Annotated in this window: 18 protein-coding genes, 2 tRNA genes and 1 riboswitch; of the genes, 13 read left to right on the top strand and 7 right to left on the bottom strand. The window is 74.4% G+C overall.

What is annotated here, in order from left to right; genetic code table 11:
• Window positions 1-84: 84 nt before the first annotated feature.
• The gene (gene aceE / locus CUD01_RS06945; RefSeq protein WP_141319800.1) at window positions 85-2,832 is read left to right on the top strand and encodes a pyruvate dehydrogenase (acetyl-transferring), homodimeric type; all 2,748 of its coding nucleotides are present in this window, start codon (window positions 85-87) and stop codon (window positions 2,830-2,832) included.
• 101 nt (window positions 2,833-2,933) lie between these two features.
• On the opposite strand, the gene CUD01_RS06950 is transcribed toward aceE, so the two are convergent.
• Complete coding sequence (locus CUD01_RS06950; RefSeq protein ID WP_243860745.1) at window positions 2,934-3,620, bottom strand: hypothetical protein; 687 nt, start codon at window positions 3,618-3,620, stop codon at window positions 2,934-2,936.
• 169 nt (window positions 3,621-3,789) lie between these two features.
• On the opposite strand from CUD01_RS06950, the gene CUD01_RS06955 reads away from it, so the two are divergent.
• The 5 genes from CUD01_RS06955 to CUD01_RS06975 all read left to right on the top strand — a co-directional run bounded on the left by CUD01_RS06955 (window position 3,790) and on the right by CUD01_RS06975 (window position 8,881).
• Complete coding sequence (locus tag CUD01_RS06955) at window positions 3,790-5,034, top strand: PucR family transcriptional regulator (RefSeq protein WP_141319802.1); 1,245 nt, start codon at window positions 3,790-3,792, stop codon at window positions 5,032-5,034.
• Between the two features lie 109 nt (window positions 5,035-5,143).
• Complete coding sequence (locus CUD01_RS06960) at window positions 5,144-6,133, top strand: ACP S-malonyltransferase (RefSeq protein WP_094180298.1); 990 nt, start codon at window positions 5,144-5,146, stop codon at window positions 6,131-6,133.
• The gene (locus tag CUD01_RS06965; protein WP_141319804.1) at window positions 6,130-7,131 is read left to right on the top strand and encodes a beta-ketoacyl-ACP synthase III; all 1,002 of its coding nucleotides are present in this window, start codon (window positions 6,130-6,132) and stop codon (window positions 7,129-7,131) included. Before CUD01_RS06960 ends, CUD01_RS06965 begins: the two co-directional genes overlap by 4 nt.
• 100 nt (window positions 7,132-7,231) lie before the next feature.
• Entirely contained in the window at window positions 7,232-7,480 is a 249-nt protein-coding gene (locus CUD01_RS06970; protein WP_094180300.1) for an acyl carrier protein, read from the top strand.
• A gap of 156 nt (window positions 7,481-7,636) precedes the next feature.
• Complete coding sequence (locus tag CUD01_RS06975; RefSeq protein ID WP_141319806.1) at window positions 7,637-8,881, top strand: beta-ketoacyl-[acyl-carrier-protein] synthase family protein; 1,245 nt, start codon at window positions 7,637-7,639, stop codon at window positions 8,879-8,881.
• A 63-nt stretch (window positions 8,882-8,944) separates the two neighbouring features.
• Here CUD01_RS06975 and CUD01_RS06980 read toward each other — a convergent pair whose 3' ends face one another.
• A complete protein-coding gene (locus tag CUD01_RS06980) occupies window positions 8,945-9,445 on the bottom strand; it encodes a DUF3145 domain-containing protein (protein WP_094182214.1) in 501 nt (166 codons plus the stop codon).
• Between the two features lie 221 nt (window positions 9,446-9,666).
• Window positions 9,667-10,155, bottom strand: a complete 489-nt coding sequence (def, locus tag CUD01_RS06985; RefSeq protein WP_094182215.1) for a peptide deformylase — start codon at window positions 10,153-10,155, stop codon at window positions 9,667-9,669.
• 140 nt (window positions 10,156-10,295) lie between these two features.
• On the opposite strand from def, the gene CUD01_RS06990 reads away from it, so the two are divergent.
• The 3 genes from CUD01_RS06990 to CUD01_RS07000 are packed head-to-tail and all read left to right on the top strand — an operon-like array spanning window position 10,296 to window position 14,112.
• On the top strand, window positions 10,296-11,087 hold the full coding sequence (locus tag CUD01_RS06990; protein WP_141319809.1) for an ATP-binding cassette domain-containing protein: 792 nt from the start codon (window positions 10,296-10,298) through the stop codon (window positions 11,085-11,087).
• A 25-nt stretch (window positions 11,088-11,112) separates the two neighbouring features.
• The gene (locus tag CUD01_RS06995; protein WP_141319811.1) at window positions 11,113-13,536 is read left to right on the top strand and encodes a YhgE/Pip domain-containing protein; all 2,424 of its coding nucleotides are present in this window, start codon (window positions 11,113-11,115) and stop codon (window positions 13,534-13,536) included.
• A 39-nt stretch (window positions 13,537-13,575) separates the two neighbouring features.
• Complete coding sequence (locus CUD01_RS07000) at window positions 13,576-14,112, top strand: TetR/AcrR family transcriptional regulator (protein ID WP_094180304.1); 537 nt, start codon at window positions 13,576-13,578, stop codon at window positions 14,110-14,112.
• Window positions 14,113-14,223: 111 nt separating this feature from the next.
• Here the strand turns inward: CUD01_RS07000 and CUD01_RS07005 are convergent, their stop codons facing one another.
• Both CUD01_RS07005 and CUD01_RS07010 read right to left on the bottom strand, forming a co-directional pair.
• Window positions 14,224-14,415, bottom strand: coding sequence for a BldC family transcriptional regulator (locus CUD01_RS07005; RefSeq protein ID WP_141319821.1), 192 nt, complete (start codon window positions 14,413-14,415; stop codon window positions 14,224-14,226).
• 52 nt (window positions 14,416-14,467) lie between these two features.
• Window positions 14,468-14,542, bottom strand: a riboswitch (cyclic di-GMP riboswitch).
• 288 nt (window positions 14,543-14,830) lie between these two features.
• Window positions 14,831-14,904: transfer RNA gene (locus CUD01_RS07010), tRNA-Ile, on the bottom strand.
• A 76-nt stretch (window positions 14,905-14,980) separates the two neighbouring features.
• Here CUD01_RS07010 and CUD01_RS07015 point away from each other — a divergent pair.
• From CUD01_RS07015 to CUD01_RS07025, 3 genes are all read left to right on the top strand, one after another.
• On the top strand, window positions 14,981-15,493 hold the full coding sequence (locus CUD01_RS07015) for a hypothetical protein (RefSeq protein ID WP_141319813.1): 513 nt from the start codon (window positions 14,981-14,983) through the stop codon (window positions 15,491-15,493).
• A 46-nt stretch (window positions 15,494-15,539) separates the two neighbouring features.
• Window positions 15,540-15,612 (top strand) — tRNA-Asn (locus CUD01_RS07020).
• Between the two features lie 164 nt (window positions 15,613-15,776).
• Window positions 15,777-17,114 carry an MFS transporter gene (locus CUD01_RS07025; protein WP_141319815.1) on the top strand — a complete coding sequence of 446 codons (1,338 nt, stop codon included), beginning with the start codon at window positions 15,777-15,779 and terminating at the stop codon, window positions 17,112-17,114.
• Between the two features lie 3 nt (window positions 17,115-17,117).
• Here CUD01_RS07025 and CUD01_RS07030 read toward each other — a convergent pair whose 3' ends face one another.
• Complete coding sequence (locus CUD01_RS07030) at window positions 17,118-17,915, bottom strand: DUF1206 domain-containing protein (protein ID WP_141319817.1); 798 nt, start codon at window positions 17,913-17,915, stop codon at window positions 17,118-17,120.
• Window positions 17,916-18,186: 271 nt separating this feature from the next.
• Between CUD01_RS07030 and CUD01_RS07035 the strand changes: the two genes are divergently transcribed.
• Entirely contained in the window at window positions 18,187-19,008 is an 822-nt protein-coding gene (locus CUD01_RS07035) for a transglutaminase-like domain-containing protein (RefSeq protein WP_141319824.1), read from the top strand.
• Window positions 19,009-19,041: 33 nt separating this feature from the next.
• On the opposite strand, the gene dnaG is transcribed toward CUD01_RS07035, so the two are convergent.
• Window positions 19,042-19,614: DNA primase (gene dnaG / locus CUD01_RS07040; RefSeq protein WP_503826111.1), on the bottom strand; the 573-nt coding region annotated here is incomplete at its 5' end.

A 19,614-nucleotide genomic window follows, 5' to 3' on the forward strand; every position in this document is an offset into this window, starting at 1 on the left:
GCAGCCAGCCACGCTCGGGCCCGGGCCGACGATGTGCGCCGTGGCCGATCCGGCCCGCGCGCCGACGAGAGGCGAGGAGCACTGGTGGCTCAGATCGACGAGACAGGCCCGCTCATCGGCGGCCTGCTCAGCCAGGTACCGGACATCGACCCCGACGAGACCGGGGAGTGGGTCGAGTCCCTCGACGGACTCATCGACGACAAGGGCGGCCCGCGCGCGCGGTACGTGCTCATGAGCCTGCTGCGGCACGCGCGTGAGCGGAACGTGGCGATCCCGTCGTCGATGAACACGCCGTACGTGAACACGATCGCGGTGCACAACGAGCCCTACTTCCCGGGCGACGAGGTCATCGAGCGGCGCTACCGCTCGTGGAACCGCTGGAACGCGGCCGTCATGGTCACGCGGGCGCAGCGCCCCGGCATCGGCGTCGGCGGCCACATCTCGTCGTACGCGTCGGTCGCGACGCTGTACGAGGTCGGCCTCAACCACTTCTTCCGCGGCAAGGACCACCCGGGCGGCGGCGACCAGGTGTACTTCCAGGGCCACGCCTCCCCCGGCGTGTACGCCCGCGGCTTCCTCGAGGGACGCCTGAGCGAGCACCAGCTCGACGGGTTCCGTCAGGAGCTGTCGCACCCCGGCGGCGGCCTGCCGTCCTACCCGCACCCGCGCCTCGCGCCGGACCTGTGGGAGTTCCCGACCGTGTCGATGGGCCTGGGCCCGTCGGGCGCGATCTACCAGGCGTGGACCAACCGCTACCTGCACAACCGCGGCATCAAGGACACCAGCCAGCAGGACGTGTGGGCGTTCCTCGGCGACGGCGAGATGGACGAGCCCGAGTCGCGTGGCCTCATCCACCTCGCGGCGCAGCAGAACCTCGACAACCTCACGTTCGTCGTGAACTGCAACCTGCAGCGCCTCGACGGTCCGGTACGCGGCAACGGCAAGATCATCCAGGAGCTCGAGGCCGAGTTCCGGGGCGCCGGCTGGAACGTCATCAAGGTGATCTGGGGCCGCGAGTGGGACGTCCTGCTCAACGCCGACAAGGACCGCGCGCTCGTCCACCTGATGAACATCACGCCGGACGGCGACTTCCAGACGTACCGGGCCGAGAACGGCGCGTTCATCCGCGAGCACTTCTTCGGGCGCGACCCGCGCACCAAGGCGCTCGTCGAGAAGATGACCGACGACGAGATCTGGGCGCTCAAGCGCGGCGGTCACGACTACCGGAAGATCTACGCGGCCTACAAGTCGGCGCGCGAGCACACCGGCCAGCCGACCGTCATCCTGGCGCACACGATCAAGGGCTACGGGCTCGGCTCGGGCTTCGCGGGGCGCAACGCGACCCACCAGATGAAGAAGCTCAAGATCGACGACCTCAAGACGCTGCGCGACACGCTGCACATCCCGTTCACGGACGCGCAGCTCGAGGAGAACCCCTACGTCCCGCCGTACTACCACCCGGGTGCCGACGACGAGGCGATCCAGTACATGCTGGAGCGCCGCCGTCAGCTCGGCGGGTTCGTGCCCGAGCGCCGCTCGACGCACAAGCCCGTCACGACGCCTGCGCCGGAGAAGTACGACGGCCTGGCGAAGGGCTCGGGCCAGCAGGAGGTCGCCACGACCATGGCGCTCGTGCGCCTGTTCAAGGACCTCCTGAAGGACAAGGAGTTCGGCCACCGGCTGGTGCCGATCATCCCCGACGAGGCCCGCACGTTCGGCCTGGACTCGATCTTCCCCAGCGCGAAGATCTTCAACACGGTGGGTCAGCACTACCTCGCGGTCGACCGCGACCTGATGCTGAGCTACAAGGAGTCCGAGTCCGGGCAGATCATGCACACCGGCATCAACGAGGCCGGGTCCGCGTCCGCGTTCCAGGCCGTCGGCACGTCGTACGCGACGCACGGTGAGCCCCTGGTCCCGTTCTACTTCTACTACTCGATGTTCGGGTTCCAGCGCACGGGCGACCAGTTCTGGGCGGCCGGCGACCAGATGGCGCGCGGCTTCCTCATCGGGGCGACCGCAGGCCGCACCACGCTCACCGGTGAGGGCCTGCAGCACGCCGACGGGCACTCGCCGCTCATCGCGGGCGCCATGCCGCACGTCGTGCACTACGACCCGGCGTACGGCTACGAGATCCGGCACATCGTGCGCGACGGCATCGACCGCATGTACGCGCCGGACAACGGCGGGCGTGACCGTGACGTCATCTACTACCTCACGGTCTACAACGAGCCGATCGTCCAGCCCGCCGAGCCGGAGGGTGTGGACGTCGAGGGGATCCTCAAGGGCATCCACCTGCTGGCCCCCGCCGAGGGTGACGGGCCGCGTGCCCAGATCCTCGCGTCGGGTGTCGCGGTGCCCTGGGCCCTCGAGGCGCGCGACCTGCTCGCCGAGGACTGGGGCGTGCGGGCCGCGGTGTGGTCCGTGACGTCGTGGAGCGAGCTGCGCCGCGACGGTCTCGAGGCCGACGCCCAGGCGTTCCTGCGCCCGGACGAGGAGCCGCGCACCGCGTACCTCACGCAGAAGCTCGCGGGGGCCGAGGGTCCGTTCGTCGCGACGACGGACTACGACCACCTCGTGGCGGACCAGGTCCGCGCGTGGGTGCCCGGCACGTACGCGACGCTCGGTGCCGACGGCTTCGGCTTCTCGGACACGCGCGCCGCCGCTCGCCGGCACTTCAAGATCGACGGCCCGTCGACCGCGGTGCGCGTGCTGCAGCAGCTCGCGCGCACGGGTGCGGTGGCCGCGGACGTCCCGGCGCAGGCGATCGAGCGCTACCGACTGCACGACGTCACGGCCGGCACGTCCGGCAACGCGGGCGGCGACTCCTGACGGTCCGCGCCTGACATGCGCGAAGGGGGCCGACGAGCGATCGTCGGCCCCCTTCGTCGTCCGCGCCGCGACGGCGCGGGAGTACTCAGGTACGGGAGCGCTCAGGTCCCCGGCATCGCCTGCTGCGCCTGCGCGACGACGTGCGCGAGCTCCTCACGCAGCTCGCGCACGGACGCCTGGTCCGGGTACAGGTCGAGGTTGGCGAGGTACTGCTTGGCGTCGAGCGGCCGGTCGGCCTCGACCGCCGCGAGGACGAGCTGGCGCGCGACCGCCGGGTCGTGCTCGCGCGGCCGCCAGTGCCCGACGCCGATCCCGAGCGCGTCGACCGGCTTGCCCGCCTCCCGCAGCAGGCTCAGCGCCTCCACGAGCGCCGTGCCCGACGGGTCGCGCTCCGCGGCGGTCGTCAGCCGGCGCAGCGTCCCCTCGTGGTCGTCGCGCACGGACAGGCGGGCGACCTCGATGAGCGGGTACCAGGCGCGCGGGTTGCCCGCGAGCTCCTCGCCGAGCGACCAGACCGCGAGGTCGGCCGCACGTTGCCGCTCGGCGTCGTCCTGGGGCGCGGTCAGCGGGTCGCCGTCGGGGCCGGTCTCGGCCGCGCGACGGCGCACGATCTCGGCGAGGGCCGCGAACGCGCGCACGTTGTTCGGGTCGTCGGACAACATCGACCGCAGGGCGTCCTCGTGGAGGGTGTCGCCGCGGCGCGCCGTGCTCGTGGGACGACGGGCGCCGACGCGCGAGGCGGACGAGGGCCGACGCATCAGCTGTCTCAGACGGGGCAGCAGAGCCATGCTGCGACACTAGCCCGTCGGCGTCCGTGGGACCGACCCGAGACGCCGCGAACCGGGCCAGACGGACGATCCGCCGGGGCTCCGAGCCGGTCCCGGGCGGCGCGAGCCTGGCCGCGACGCGCGCCGGGCTTTGTCGACTTCCCACAAGCCGTCCGCCTATGCTCGGCGCATGTCCCGCTCCTCCGAGCGCCCCGCGCGCTCCACGACGACGCCGCGGGCCGCGGCCGCGGGGGCGCTCACCCCGTCCCAGGCGGTGGCGCAGCACGTCCCGACGAGCGAGACGCAGCGGCGCGTGCGGGAGGGCGCAGGGCTGCTCGCGGCCGCCGCGATGCGCCGCCTCGACGAGGACCTGGACTGGTACCGGGCGCTGCCCGCCGAGGACCGCTCGTGGGTCGGCCTGGTCGCCCAGGCCGGCATCAGCGCGTTCATCACGTGGTTCGCGGACTCGACCCGCCCACCGCACGGTGTGAGCGACATCTTCGCGAGCGCGCCACCCGAGCTGACACGCTCGATCTCCCTGCAGCACACGCTGCACCTCGTGCGCGTGGTCGTCGACGTCGTCGAGACGCACGCCGAGCGCCTCGCGGCGCCGGGCGAGGAGCGCGAGCTGCGCGAGGCGGTGCTCCTGTACTCGCGGGAGGTCGCCTTCTCCGCTGCCGAGGTCTACGCGCGCGCCGCCGAGGTGCGCGGCGCGTGGGACGCCCGGCTCGAGGCGCTGGTGGTCGACGCGCTGGTCCGCGGCGACGTGGACGACTCGGTCCGCTCGCGCGTCGCCGCGCTCGGCTGGGGCGGGCGCGGTCCCACCCTCGTCGTGGTCGGGACGACCGCGGCGCCGATCGACGAGGTCCGCGCGGCGGACCTGCGGCGTGCGACCAGCCGCGCGGCCGACGACGCGCTCGTCGGGATCCAGGGCGACCGGCTCGTCATCTTCCTGGGCGGCGAGGGCGACCTGCGCGCGGCGGTGACGTCGCTGCTCCCGCGCTTCGGGCCGGGCCCCGTCGTCGTCGGGCCGCAGGTCGCGGACCTGACCGAGAGCGCACGCTCCGCCCGTGCGGCGCTCGCCGGGCTGCAGGCCGCGGCGGCATGGCCGCAGGCGCCGCGGCCCGTCGCGGCGGACGACCTGCTGCCCGAGCGCGTGCTCGTCGGCGACCCGCTCGCACGCCGCACGCTCGTCGCGCAGGCGTACGACCCGCTGTCCGCGAGCCAGGGCGCGCTCCTCGAGACGATCTCGGCGTACCTGGGGACGGGCCGTTCGCTCGAGGCGGCCGCACGCTCGCTCTACGTGCACCCCAACACGGTGCGGTACCGGCTCAAGCGCGTCGCGGACGTCACGGGGTGGGACCCGCTCGACCCGCGTGAGTCGTACGTGCTCCAGACGGCGCTCGCCGTGGGGCGGCTCGACGCGACCTCCTGACCGCCGGCGCACCGACAGGAGGGCTTTGTAGGACAGCCACAACGCCCCGCCACATTCTCGGTGCGCGCCGCGTACCGGTGCCCCGCCGTCGGGCAGGCACAGTTGACGGGTGCTCGTCGTCGTCTGCCCCGGACAGGGTGCCCAGTCCCCCGGCATGCTCGCCCCTTGGCTCGAGCTGCCCTCCGTCGCCGAGGCCGTGGGCCGTGCATCGCAGGCCACCGGCCTCGACCTCGTCGCGCACGGCACGACGTCGGACGCCGACACGATCCGCGACACCGCCGTGGCACAGCCGCTGCTGGTCGCCTCCGCGCTCGCGACGCTGCGCGCGGTCCTCGAGCTGGACGTGAGCGCCCCGCTGGGCGCGGCGGTCGCGGACCGCGTGGACGTGACCGCTGGCCACTCGGTGGGTGAGCTCGCCGCAGCGGCGGTCGCGGGCGTCCTGACCGACGACGAGGCGCTTCGGCTCGTCGCGGTGCGCGGTGCCGCCATGGCCCGCGCGGCCGCGGTGACGCCCACCGGCATGAGCGCGGTGCTCGGCGGGGACCCCGACGAGGTGCTCGCGGCCCTCGCGCGCCACGCGCTGGTGCCCGCGAACGTCAACGGGGGCGGCCAGGTCGTCGCCGCCGGCACGCTGGACGCCCTCGCCGCGCTCGCCGCCGAGCCCCCCGCCCGCGCACGCGTGGTGCCCCTGCAGGTCGCGGGCGCGTTCCACACCGAGCACATGGCGCCCGCGGTCGACGAGCTGCGCGCGGCGGCAGCCGAGGTGACGCCCGGCGAGCCCGGCGTCACGCTGCTGTCCAACGCCGACGGCGCCGCGGTCGCGAGCGGCGCGCAGGCCCTGGCGCGGGTCGTCGCGCAGGTCGCCAACCCGGTGCGGTGGGACCTGTGCTGCGCGACCCTCCTCGAGCTGGGCGTCACCGGCCTGCTCGAGGTCGCCCCCGGTGGTGTGCTCACGGGCCTCGCGCGCCGTACGCTGCCCGGGGTCGAGACCGTCGCCGTCAAGACCCCCGCCGACCTCGACGCCGCACGCGACCTCGTGCGCCGCCACGCGTCGTCGGCCGTCCCCACGTCCGCGAGCAGCCAGGAGCAGTCGTCGTGACCCGTCCCACCCTCACGCAGGCCACCGGCCCCGCGCACACCCGCATCCTCGGGATCGGCGGCGTCCGCGGCGAGAACCTCGTGACGAACGACGATATCGCCGGGCCGATCGACTCGTCCGACGAGTGGATCCGCCAGCGCACGGGGATCGTCACGCGCGCCCGCGCCGGCGAGGGCACCGACGTGCTCGACCTCGCCGAGGGCGCGGCCCGCAAGGCGCTCGAGCACGCCGGTCTGACCGGTGCGGACATCGACGCCGTCATCCTGTCGACCGTCACGTACTTCCACCAGACCCCTGCGGGGGCCGCGATCATCGCCGACCGGATCGGCGCGACGCCCGCCGCCGCGTTCGACATCTCGGCCGCGTGCGCGGGCTACTGCTACGGCATCGGCCAGGCGGACGCGCTCGTGCGCGCCGGCACCGCACGCCACGTGCTCGTCATCGGCGCCGAGAAGATGAGCGACTTCATCGACCCGACCGACCGCTCCATCTCGTTCCTGCTGGGCGACGGTGCGGGCGCGGTGGTCATCGGACCGTCGGACACGCCCGGCATCGGCCCGACGGTGTGGGGCTCGGACGGCGGCCAGGCGCAGGCCATCCGCCAGACGCACTCCTGGAAGGAGACGCAGACGGGCGCGGGCTGGCCCACGCTGCGCCAGGAGGGCCAGTCGGTCTTCAAGTGGGCCGTGTGGCAGATGGCGCCCGTCGCGCAGAAGGCGCTCGACGCCGCGGGCATCACCGCGGACCAGGTCGAGGCGTTCATCCCGCACCAGGCGAACATGCGGATCGTCGACCAGATGATCAAGCAGCTCAAGCTGCCCGAGTCGGTGGTGGTCGCACGCGACATCGTCGACACGGGCAACACCTCCGCGGCGTCGATCCCGCTCGCGACCGAGCGCCTGCTCCGTGAGGGCGAGGTGTCGTCGGGCGCGCTCGCACTGCAGATCGGCTTCGGTGCGGGGCTCGTCTACGCCGCCCAGGTCGTCGTCCTGCCCTGACACCCCCGCGGGCCGCGACCGCGGTCCGCACTCCCCCGTCGGTCCGGCCGCCCGGCTGTACCGTTCGTCCGACCCCTAACGTCCCACGAAGGAGACACCCATGGCGTACAGCGAGCAGGACATCCTGGCCGGCCTGGCCGAGATCGTGAGCGAGGAGACCGGCCTGCCGACCGACGCGGTGCAGCCGGAGAAGTCGTTCACCGACGACCTCGACATCGACTCGCTGTCGATGATGACGATCGTCACGCTCGCCGAGGAGAAGTTCGACGTGCGCATCCCCGACGACGAGGTCAAGAACCTCGCGACCGTCGGCGACGCCGTCAGCTTCATCGCGAACGCGCAGGCCTGACCCACCCGCGTCCGTCCTGCGCGCGTGCGCAGGACGGACGCGCCGGGCGTCGTCGGACACCGTCCGGCACCCGCCCGTCCGGCACCGGCCACCCGGCACCGCCGGAACCCCCGCACGACACCCGTGAGACCGGGACCCGACCTCTTGGGAGCAACGATGAGCCACACGACCGACGTCGTCGTCACCGGCCTGGGCGCCACCACGCCCCTCGGCGGCGACGTGAAGAGCACGTGGGCCGCGGCGCTCGCCGGCGAGTCCGGCGCCCGTCCCTTCGAGGAGGACTGGTCGGAGCGCTACAGCATCCCGGTGCAGTTCGCCGCGACGATCAAGGTCCGTCCCGAGGACGTCCTCGAGCGGCCCGAGCTCAAGCGCATGGACCCCTCCGCGCAGTACGCGATCATCGCGGCGCGTGAGGCGTGGTCCGACGCGGGCACCCCCGAGGTCGACGGCGAGCGCCTGGGCGCGGTCGTCTCGTCCGGCATCGGCGGCATCTGGACCACGCTCGACGGCTGGGACCTGCTGCGCGAGAAGGGCGCGCGCCGCGTGCTGCCCATGACCGTCCCCATGCTCATGCCCAACTCACCCGTGGCCTACGTGTCGCTGGAGTTCGGTGCCAAGGCGGGTGCGCACGCGCTCGTCTCGGCGTGCGCGTCGGGTGCCGAGGCGATCGGCTACGGCGTCGACATGATCCGCGCCGGGCGCGCCGACGTCGTCATCGCGGGCGGCACCGAGGCGACGATCCACCCCATGCCGATCGCCGCGTTCGCGGCGTCGCGCACGCTGTCGCTGCGCAACGACGACCCGCAGGGCGCGTCCCGGCCCTACGACGTCGACCGCGACGGGTTCGTGATCGGCGAGGGCGCGGGTGTCGTCGTGCTCGAGAGCGCGGAGCACGCCGCGGCCCGTGGGGCGCGCGTGTACGCCCGCATCGCGGGCGTCGGCCTGTCCGCCGACGGGTACCACATCACCTCCCCCGAGCCGAGCGGCGACGGCCAGGTCCGCGCCATGCGTGCCGCGCTCGCGGAGTCGGGCGTGTCCGCGCCCGAGGTCGTGCACGTCAACGCGCACGCGACCTCCACGGTGGTGGGCGACCTCATCGAGGCCCGCTCGATCCGCGGGGTGCTGGGCGACGACGCGGACCACGTCGCGCTGTCCGCGACGAAGTCGATGACCGGCCACCTGCTGGGCGGTGCGGGTGCGCTCGAGACGATCTTCACGGTCCTCGCGCTGCACGGACGTCAGGCCCCGCCGACGATCAACGTCAGCAACCCGGACCCGGAGCTCGTTCTCGACCTCGTGCGCGACACGCCGCGTGCGCTGCCCTCGGGCGACATCGCCGCGATCAACAACTCGTTCGGCTTCGGCGGTCACAACGTCGCTCTCGTGGTCACGAGCGCCTGACCCTCACGCACGACGAAGGGGCACCCCCGGTGGGGGCGCCCCTTCGTGCTGTCGGGTGCGAGCTCAGCCGACGCGGTGCAGCCAGCGCACGGGTGCGCCCGCTCCCGCGTAGCGGAAGGGCTCGAGCTCGTCGTCCCACGCCTGGCCGAGCGCGAGGTCCAGCTCGGCGCGCAGGCGCGCCGGGTCGCCCGCGTGCTCGAGCGCCGCACGGATGCGGTCCTCGGGGACGACGACGTTGCCGTGCACGTCCGTCTGCGCGTGGAAGATGCCGAGGTCGGGCGTGTGGCTCCAGCGGGAGCCGTCGGTGCCGTGGCTCGGCTCCTCGGTGACCTCGTAGCGCAGGTGTGCCCAGCCGCGCAGCGCGGACGCCAGCCGCGCGCCGGTGCCCGGCACGCCCTGCCACGAGTGCTCGGCACGGTAGAACGCCGGACCGGCCGGCTGCTCCGTCCAGTCCAGCGAGACGCGCTGACCCAGCACGTTGCCCGCCGCCCACTCGATGTGCGGGCACAGCGCACGCGGTGCCGAGTGCACGAAAAGCACACCGCGGGTGATCGCACCTGCCATGTCGTCCTCCATCAGCGGCTCGAGGTTCGCCTTCCCCAACGACCTCGTGACTGCTGCGGAGCACCCTGGGGCGCACGCGGCGTACGGCCTTCAGGATGCACGACGAGGCGACGAGACGCCAAGCGGAACCGCCGCACGTCCCCCGGATGCGTGACGCGGCCGGCCTGACCGGTTGCCGGGAGGGCGTATCGACGACGGCCGGACCGGGCCCGCGCGTCGGCTCAGAGCTGCTCGCGGATCGCGCGCATCGCCTTCTTGCGCACGGACCGCTCGAGTCTGTCGAGGTACAGCATCCCGTCGAGGTGGTCGACCTCGTGCTGCAGGCAGCGCGCCATGAGCTCGGTGCCCTCGACCACGACCTCCTTGCCGTCCAGGTCGTGCCCGACGACGCGCGCGTACCAGGCGCGCCGGGTCGGGAACCAGAGCCCGGGGACCGAGAGGCAGCCCTCGTCGCCGTCCTGGTACTCGTCCTCGGACAGCTCGACGATCGTCGGGTTGAGGACGTAGCCGATCTCGTCGTCGATGTTCCAGGAGAACGCGCGCAGGCCGACGCCGATCTGGTTCGCGGCGAGCCCGGCGCGACCGTCCTCGTCGACCGTCTCGAGCAGGTCCTCGACCAGGGACCGGACGCGGTCGTCGATGGTGGTGATCGGGTCGCACGGGGTGCGCAGCACGGGGTCGCCGACGGTCCGGATCTCTCGCATCGCCATGCCGAGCATCTTCCCATGCCGCGCCGCGCGGGCTCTCGCCCGGTCCGCGCGTGTGACGGGACAGACAGCGCCCGCGGGGTGACGAGTCGGGCATCGCGACCTATGCTTTGTACTGACCAGTCAGTCAGGAGTCCGATCGCATGGTTCAGCAGACCCCTCTCCGCCCGCCCCAGCACGTCGCCGGTCAGCCGGCAGCCTCCGATCCCGAGACCGGGACACCCCCGGTCCCGGCGGCCGTGGCCGCGCACCGGCTCGCGCTGCACGGCGATCGTGGCGTCGTGTACGGCCCGGTGGACCTCGAGCTGCCCGCCGGTGCCCTGACCGTCGTGCAGGGACCCCAGGGCGCCGGACGCTCGAGCCTGCTGCTCACGCTCGCGGGCCGCATGGTCCCCGACGCCGGGTCGTCCCTCACCGTCCTGGGCCACGCCCTGCCCCGCGAGCGCGACCGCGTCCAGCGGGAGGCCGCCATCGCGGGCTTCGCGGGGATCGACGACCTCGACCCGAGCGTCACGGTCGGCGACGTCGTCCGGGAGCGGCTCACGTGGCTCGCCCCCTGGTACCGGCGCGTGCCGCGTGTGGACCAGCGCACGTTCGCCGCGCTCGCACGCCCCGTGTTCGGCGAGCGGCCCCTGCCCCGGACGACGAGCGTCGTGTGGGACCTCGACGAGGTCGACACCCTGCTCCTGCGCGTGACGCTCGCGGCCGCCCAGCGCCCGCGTCTGCTCGTCGTGGACGACGTCGACCAGGTCCACGACTCCACCCGCCGGGCGACTCTCTGGTCGCGGCTCGAGGCGCTGACCGCCTCCGGCACGACCGTCGTCGCGGCGGTCGCCTCGCTCGACGAGGTCGGCCGCACGCCCTGGCGCACCCCACCCACGCAGGTGACGCTCGCGACCGGCCCGCACGCCGTGCCCGCGACCGACGCCGCCTGACCGCGCTCACCCCGAGGACTCCCCCATGCCCGCGCTCACCACCACCGGCACCGAGCTGCGCCGGTTCCGCCGCGGACGGCTGCCCCGGCTCGCCGTCGCCGCGATGATCCTCGTGCCCCTGCTCTACGGGGCCCTGTACCTGTGGGCCTTCTGGGACCCGACCGGGCACCTCGACCGGCTCCCCGTCGCGCTCGTGAACGCCGACGCGGGGACGACCCTGGACGGCGCACCGCTGCGGGCCGGCGACGAGGTGGCCGAGGCGCTCACGTCGTCGGCCGACCTCGACTGGCGCCCGACCGACGCGCGCGACGCGGCGGCCGGGGTCGCGGACGGGACGTACTACTTCGCGGTCACGCTCCCGGCAGACTTCTCGGCCGACGTCGCGTCCGCGTCGGGCGACGACCCGACGAGCGCGCAGATCCTCGTGACGTACGACGACGCGAACTCCTTCCTCGCCTCCACGCTGGGACGCAGCGCGATGACGCAGGTCGAGGCCGCGGTCTCCGACTCGATCGGCGAGCAGGCGACCCAGCGCGTGCTCGTCGGGCTCGGCGCTGCCCGCGACGGGTTCGCGCAGGCGTCCGACGGTGCGCTCACGCTGCACGCGGCGGCCGGCGACCTCGACGACGGCGCGACCCGGGTCGCCGGCGGTGCACACGACGCGGCGGACGGAGCCAGGGACCTGGCCGCGGGGGCGGGCGCGCTCGACGCGGGTGCGGCACGCCTGGCCACGGGCGCCGCCACGCTGGCCGAGGGAGCGACGAGCGCCACGCGCGGCGCGGGCGACGCCGCGAGCGGCGCGCACGACCTCGCAGCCGGCCTCGGGACGCTCGACGACGGCGCAGGCCGCGTCGCGCAGGGCGCGCACGACGCAGCCGACGGCGCCGACTCCCTGGCCGACGGCGCGGCCACGCTCGCGAGCTCCGCGCAGACCGCCGCCGACGGCGCCGCGCGCCTCGACTCCGGTGCGGGCACGCTCGCCTCCGGGCTCACGAGCGCCTCGTCGGGGGCGGACGACCTGCGGGACGGCACGGCCGCGCTCGCCACCGGCGTGAGCACGCTCGAGGACGAGCTGTCGCCCCTCGTGTCGGCGGTGCCGACCCTGCGCACCGGGCTCGGTCAGGTCTCCGCGTACCTCACGGCTCGCGCGCAGGCGGGCGACACGACCGCCGCTCAGCTGCTGACGGGACTGTCCGCGCAGGCCGGGGCCCTGCCGTCCGACGCGCAGCTCTCCGAGCTGTCCGACGGCCTGGCGGCGCTGTCCAGCGGCGCGGCGAGCGCAGCGAGCGGCGCGGACGACCTGGCCGGCGGCGTCTCGACGCTCGCGGCCGGCGCGCAGGACCTTGCGGACGGCACGGGCGACCTCGCCTCGGGCCTCGGCCGGCTGGCCGACGGCGCGAGCACGCTCGCGGATGGCACGTCCTCGCTCTCCGACGGTCTGGACACGCTCGAGAGCGGATCCAGCGCGCTCGCGACCGGGACCACGAGCGCCGCCACGGGGGCCGACGCGCTCGCGGACGGCACGTCCCGCCTCGCGGCAGGGCTGACCCGCCTCGGCTCGGGATCCGCCGACCTCGCGTCCGGTGCGGACGAGCTGGTCGACGGCACGGGTGAGCTCGCGGACGGCGCCGGCCGGCTCGCGGACGGCACCGCGACGCTCGCCGACGGCGCCGGGAAGGTCGCCGACGGCGCGGGCCGGTTGCAGGAGGGCGCGGGGCAGCTCGCCGACGGCCTCGTGGACGGCGAGTCCGCGATCCCCGCCGACGTCGCGGCGCCGGCACGCGCGAGCACCATCGCCTCCCCGGTGCACGTCACGGAGGACCACGTGAGCCAGGCCGAGGGCTTCGGCGAGGGCTTCGCGCCGTTCTTCCTGCCGCTCGCGCTGTTCGTCGGCGCGCTCATCACGTGGCTGCTCCTGCGGCCCCTGCCCCCGCGCGCGCTCGCGACGCCCGCGTCCGGTGCTCGCGTCACGCTGGCCGGGTACCTGCCGGCGCTCGCGCTCGGCGTCGCGCAGGTCGTGGTGATGCTCGGCGTGGTGCACCTCGGTCTCGGGCTCGACCTCAGCTCCGGGATCGGCACGCTCGCGTTCACGATGCTGGTCGCGGCGACGTTCCTCGCGCTCCAGCAGATGCTCATGGCGGTGCTCGGCCCCGCGGCGGGCAAGGTCGCGATCCTCGCCCTGCTCATGCTGCAGCTCGCCTCGTCGGGCGGGACCTACCCCGTGGAGACGACGCCGGCGTTCTTCCGCGCCATCCACCCGCTGCTGCCCATGAGCTACGCGGTCACCGGCCTGCGGGAGGTCATCACGGGGCCCGTCGACGCGCGGTTCTGGGTCGCGGTCGCCGTCCTGGCGGGCGTCCTCGTGGGCTCGCTGGCCGTGACGGCGTGGCGCGCGGGGCGCATGCGCACCTGGACGCTCGAGCGCCTGCACCCCGTCCTGTCGATCTAGGCCGGGCGGACGACGAGAGGCGGTCTAGGGTTGCGGACCATGACGGACACGCGGCAGCAGATCGTCGATGCCGCTCTCGCGCTGGTCGCCGACCGCGGCATCGGGGCGACGACCGTCGACGAGATCGCGGCGGCGGCGGGCGTCGCGAAGGGCAGCGTGTTCTACAACTTCGGCTCGAAGTCGGGGCTGTTCGAGGCGATCATCGCCGCGGGCGTCACGCGGCTCACCGCCGCGTTGCAGGAGGCGGGCGCCGGCCGGTCCGGCCGGGCCGCCGTCGAGTCCATGGTGGGCGCGCTGCTCGAGCAGGTGCAGGCCCACCCCGACTTCGCCAAGCTCGTCGTCGCGGAGTCGTTCCGCTCCGGACGTGCGTGGCAGGACTCGATCCGTCAGGTGCGCGAGGAGTCGATGGGCGCGCTGGCCGCCGTCGTGCAGGACGCGTGGCCCGAGCGGGACGCGTGGTTCACGGCGGCCGCGCTGTTCGGCGCGACGCTCGTCGCGGGCCTCGAGTGGCTCGTGTTCCAGCCGGACCGCCCGGTCGAGGACGTGCGCGCCGCGGTCCTGGCGACGCTCTCCTGACCGATCCGAGCACCGCGGGCAGGACGCCGCCGGGCGCGGGCATGACGAAGGGCCGGTGACCCGGTCACCGGCCCTTGCGCCTGACGTACGTGCGGGACGTCCCCGCCGCGCTCACTCGCCCGCGCGCTGCTGCGGGACGCCCTGCAGGAGCTGACGGACCTCGGCCTCGTGGAAGCGACGGTGCCCACCGAGGGTGCGGACCGCCGACAGCTTGCCGGCCTGCGCCCACCGGGTGACGGTCTTGGGGTCGACCCGGAAGAGGACCGCGACCTCGCCGGGGGTCAGCAGAGCGCCCTGCTGCAGGGGGGCGTCGGTGTGGGGGGGTGGTGATGGCCATGGTGGCTCTCCTTCGTCGTTCGGTAGCTCGGCTGACCCGGTGGGCCCCGTGGCTTTGCGTCCCCTCCTCGCGGAGGGTTTGCCATTTGTCGCTGACAACTCAGAACTATCCCCGAAACTGGACATGCGTGCAAGAAGCCGAGCCGTGGGAGACCACGGGCATTCGGGTGAAATTCGGACGCCGTGGACCAGGAGGAACAGGACCAAGTCGGACGTCCGGTTTTCGATCCGGACATTCGTCCAGTTCAGGGCCGTTCTTGCTGACTTGGCACACGCCCCGACGCGTGCGACGGCGTTTCGGAAGTGACCTCGGTCACTTCCGGGGTCTCGGCGTGTCCCGGGCGACGAACCGACCACCGGGTGGGGTGCCGGAGCTGCTGGGTGGGGCAGGTGGGGCTTGAACCCACGACCCACGGATTATGAGTCCGCTGCTCTGACCGGCTGAGCTACTGCCCCGAGATCGAACGCCAGGCTACCGGGACCAGGACCAGGACCAGGACGGGACCGGACCAGGGCCGAGTACCGTGAGCCCGTGGCCGGCTTCCTCTCCACCCGCGCGCTCACGGACGACGACCGTCGCCTGCTCGACCTGCGTCGCGGCGACCGTGTGCTCGTCGCCGCGACCCTGACGGACGGCCGCCGGGTGGCCGCCTCGCGACTCGCGCTGCACGTGCTGCGCGACGGCGAGGCGGCGCGCACGCCGTGGGCGGACGTGGACCGCGGTTCGCTCGACCCCGAGACGCGCACGCTCGCCGTGCGGTGGGTGTGGGGGGCGAGCGACACGTTCGTCTTCGGCACGGACCGCCAGTCGGTGCGGTTCGCGCAGACGTTCCGGGAGCGCGTGCAGTCGTCCGTGGTGCACGCCACCTCGGTCACGCTCCCGGGTGGCGGTCAGGCGCGGGTCGCCCTGCGGCGCGACGAGGACGGCGAGCTGTTCACGCAGGTCGTCGCCGACGAGGGCGTCGACCTCGCCCGGCCCGAGGTCGCGGCGCTGGTCGACGCGGCAGAGTCCGAGCTCCGCGCGAGCGCCGGGCTGCCGGCCTGACTGGTCGGGACCACCCCCGAACGGCTGCTAGAGTTCTGCAGCGCGATCCCCCGTAGCTCAATTGGCAGAGCATTCGACTGTTAATCGAAGGGTTACTGGTTCGAGTCCAGTCGGGGGAGCTCCACGGGGCCCTGACCTGCATCGCAGGCAGGGCCTTCGTCGTGCTCGGACGGCCGCCGTGGCGCGGTCGGTGCGACGGCGGGCCGGACGTAGGCTGGTGGCCGGTTCGTCGAGGCACCTGTCCCGACCCTCACCGAGCCGCCCACCGAGACGGAGCCTCCCCATGACCGGCGTGCCGCACCCCGTGCGCACGTCGTCGCACCGCGCGATGGTCGTGTTCACGGCCGCGGTCGCCGCGTACTTCGTGGCCGTCCTGCACCGCACGTCGTTGGGCGTCGCGGGCGTCGAGGCGATCGAGCGGTTCGGCCTCGGCGCGACCGCGCTGTCGATGTTCTCGGTCGTGCAGCTCGCCGTGTACGCGGGCATGCAGCTGCCGGCGGGACGCGTGCTCGACCGGTTCGGCGCGCGCGTCGTCATCGGCGGCGGCTCGGCGGTGATGGCCGCGGGCCAGCTCCTGCTGGCGTTCGCGGACGACGTGCCGCTGGCGCTCGCGGCGCGTGTGCTGATCGGAGCGGGCGACGCGGGCATCTTCATCTCGGCCGTGCGCCTCGTGGCGCAGTGGTTCCCGCCGATGCGCGCGCCGCTGATGGTGCAGGTGACCGGGCTCATCGGGCAGTCGGGCCAGCTCGCGTCCGCGATCCCCGTCGCGTGGCTCGTGCACCACCACGGCTGGACGCCCACGTTCACCGTGCTCGCGGTGGTCGGTGCGGTCGCGGCCGTCGCCTCGATCCTGGGGGTCCGCGAGCCCGACGACGACCGGCGCGACGCGCCGCACTCCGACGCGTCGTTCCTGCGGGCGGTGCGCGCCGCGGTCGAGCCGCCGGGTACCCGCCTGGGCTGGTGGAGCCACTTCGCCACGCCGTTCTCCGCGAACGTCGTCGCGCTGCTGTGGGGCGTGCCGTTCTTCGTGACCGCGCAGGGGCGCTCGACGGCCGAGGCCGGGGCCCTGCTGACCGTGCTGACCGTCACCGCGATGACCACGGGCCCGCTCGTCGGCCGGTTCACCGGGCGCCACCCGCTGCGGCGCACCTGGGCGGTGCTCGGGTCGTGCGGCATGACGCTCGTCGCCTGGCTGGTCGTGCTGGTGCCCTCGACCCCGCGGCCCCTGTGGCAACTGGTGCTGTTCGTCGTGCTCGTCGGCATGGGCGGCCCCGTGTCCCTCGTCGGGATCGACTTCGCGCGGACGTACAGCGCCCCCGAGCGGCTCGGGACCGCGTCCGGCTTCGTCAACACCGGCGGGTTCGTCTCCACGATCGTCGGCGTCCTGGCCGTGGGGGTCGCGCTCCAGGCGGTCTCCCCCGCGGGCGCGACGACGTACTCGCTCGACGCCTACCGCTGGGCGTTCAGCGTGCTCCTGGTCCCGTGGCTGCTGGGCGTGTGGGGTGTGCTGCGCAGCCGCGCGCGGACGCGCGCGGCGATGGCCGACGAGGGTGTCGTCGTGCCGCGCCTGCGGGACGCGGTGCGCCGCCCGCACGTGCCCCGCCGCGCGCGCGACCGCTGACCCTCAGAGCCGGCCGTAGCGGGTGCGCACCACGCAGTAGACGCCGAACGCGATGAAGCCGACCGCCACGAGCGCGAGCAGCAGCGTCCCGGCGGGCCCCTCCTTGAGCGTGCGCATCGCGCCGTCGAGCCCGGTGGCCTCCGACTCGTCCGCGTGCCACGCGGCCAGCGCGAACAGCACGCCGACGATGCCGAGCGCGACACCCTTGGCGATGTACCCGACGCGGCCGGCGATGACGGTCCCCCGCCCCGCCTGCCCGCCCGGCAGCCCCGTGAGGTCCTCGAGGAACTTCTTCCGCCAGCCCTTGACCACGTGGTAGATCCCGACGGCGAGGACGGCGACGCCGATCGCGCCGACGAGCAGCCGGCCCCCCGGCGCGGACATCAGGTCCGACGTCATGCCCTGGGACTGGTCCGACGACGACGAGCCCGCACCGTCGGCCCACGCGACCGACGTGGCGGCGAGCGCCAGGTACACGACCGCGCGTCCGACGGCCTTCGCGCGGTCGCCGCGGTGCGCACGGCCCGCGTGGCCGACGTGCGCGGCCTTGGCCGCCTGCCACGCGCCGAGCGCGAGGAACGCGACGGCCGCGACCCACAGCACGACCTGGCCGAACGGCTCCTGGGCGACGGTCGAGAGCGCGCCCGACTGGTCCGCGGAGGCCGAGCTGTCGCCGAACGCGAGCCGCAGCGCGAGCACGCCGATGAGCGCGTGCAGCACGCCGCTGACGGCGTACCCGGCACGCGCGGCCTTCTCCCACGCGTCCTGCGTGGTCCCGGTGAAGTACGTGGCGCTCGACATGAGGTCTCCCGTCGTTGGGGGGTGGCGAAGGAGGCAGGACCGATCGTGGCAGCGCCCCCGCGGTCGCGCGACCGCAGGCGGCACCCGGCGGGGTGCACCCACCCACGCGTCGAGGCCCCGCACGCGGCGACCGACCCGCAGCACAGGCGCCTGACCTGCGGTTTCACCGTGCCCACCGGACGGGCTTGTCGAACCGTCCCGCGAGCCTCACACTTGCGCTGCCCCCTCGTGATTCCGGCCACCGACAGCCGGGGAAATGGACCCGCCGGCCGTGCTGCGCACCGTCTCCTGCCACCTCTCCCTCGACGTGCGCAGCCCCCTCGAGCTCTACCTCGCCGTCGCGGTCGCCGACGGCTCCTACGACCGCACCGAGCAGCTCGTCGTGCGCCACGAGGACGGTCCGCTCGACGTCCTGGAGATCAAGTCCGGGCACGGCGGTCGCTCGCACCGCGTGCACGTCCCCGCGGGCCGGGTCGTCGTCGACTACCACGCCACCGTGTCCGGGCGGTCCGGGCCCCCGCCCGTCGACGACCTCGACCTCGTCGAGTACCGCCGCCCGAGCCGGTACGTCCAGTCGGACCGCCTGCTCGCCTTCGCGCGCGACCAGTTCCGCGGTCTGGCGGGGGCCGAGCTCGCCGACGCCGTCGTCGGGTGGGTCGCCTCGCACGTGCGGTACGTGCCGGGCGCGAGCCAGCCGACGGACGGCGCGACCGAGACCCTCCTGGCGCGCCGTGGCGTGTGCCGCGACTTCGCGCACCTCGTCGTCGCGCTGCTGCGCGCGTGCGACACGCCCGCGCGCCTCGCGTCGGTGTACGCGCCCCGGCTCAGGCCGATGGACTTCCACGCGGTGGCCGAGGCGTACGTCGACGGCGCCTGGCACGTGCTCGACGCGACCCGCCTCGCGCCGCGCGACACGATGCTGCGCATCGCCACCGGCCGCGACGCGACCGACACCGCGTTCCTGTCGTACTACGGCGGCGACCTCTCGCTGCGCGCGATGACCGTGACCGCGAGCGTCACGCCCTCGTCCGACGAGGCCGGGGCGGCGCAGGCCACGTCCGACGACGGCACGGGCCTGCGGACGCTGCGCTGACGCGTCGGGTGACGCCCGCGGCCCCGGGCCGCGTCAGGCGCTCTCGCGCAGCGTGCGACGACGCCCCTCGAGCGCGACGAGCTCGGCGAACGCCGCCTGGTAGGCCGCCGGGTCGGCGCCCGAGTCCATGCGCTGCAGGCGTCCGCGCAGCTCGGCGATCTGGCGCGTGAAGCCCATCTCGACGAGCCGCAGCACGACGCCGCGCACGTAGTCGGCGACCGCCTCGGGACGGTCCTCGGGCACCGGCGCGACCGCGAGCTCGGTGACGAGCGCGCGCACGGGCTCGGCGGCCTCCTCCAGCACGGCACCGACCCACGCGGCGGCGCTGCCGTCCGCGCCGACGGACGCGGCACCGGCGACGACACCGCCGGCGGCCCGGATCGCCTCGTGGACGGCGCGGTGGGCCGGAGCGGCGAACGCGTCGGCCCCCAGCTCGTCGAACTCGCCCGGCACGAGCGTCGGCGCCTGGAGCACGACCTCGAGGGCGGTGCGCTCGACCAGCAGCACCGGGTCGGACCGGTCCGGCCGGGCCGGACGGGCGGGGCGGCCCTGCTCGGGTGCGCCGGCTCGCGTCGGCCCGCTCGTCGTGCCCCGGCCCGACGGCCC

It is taken from the genome of Cellulomonas uda (genome assembly GCF_006538705.1).
GTDB classification, from domain to species: Bacteria; Actinomycetota; Actinomycetes; order Actinomycetales; family Cellulomonadaceae; genus Cellulomonas; species Cellulomonas uda.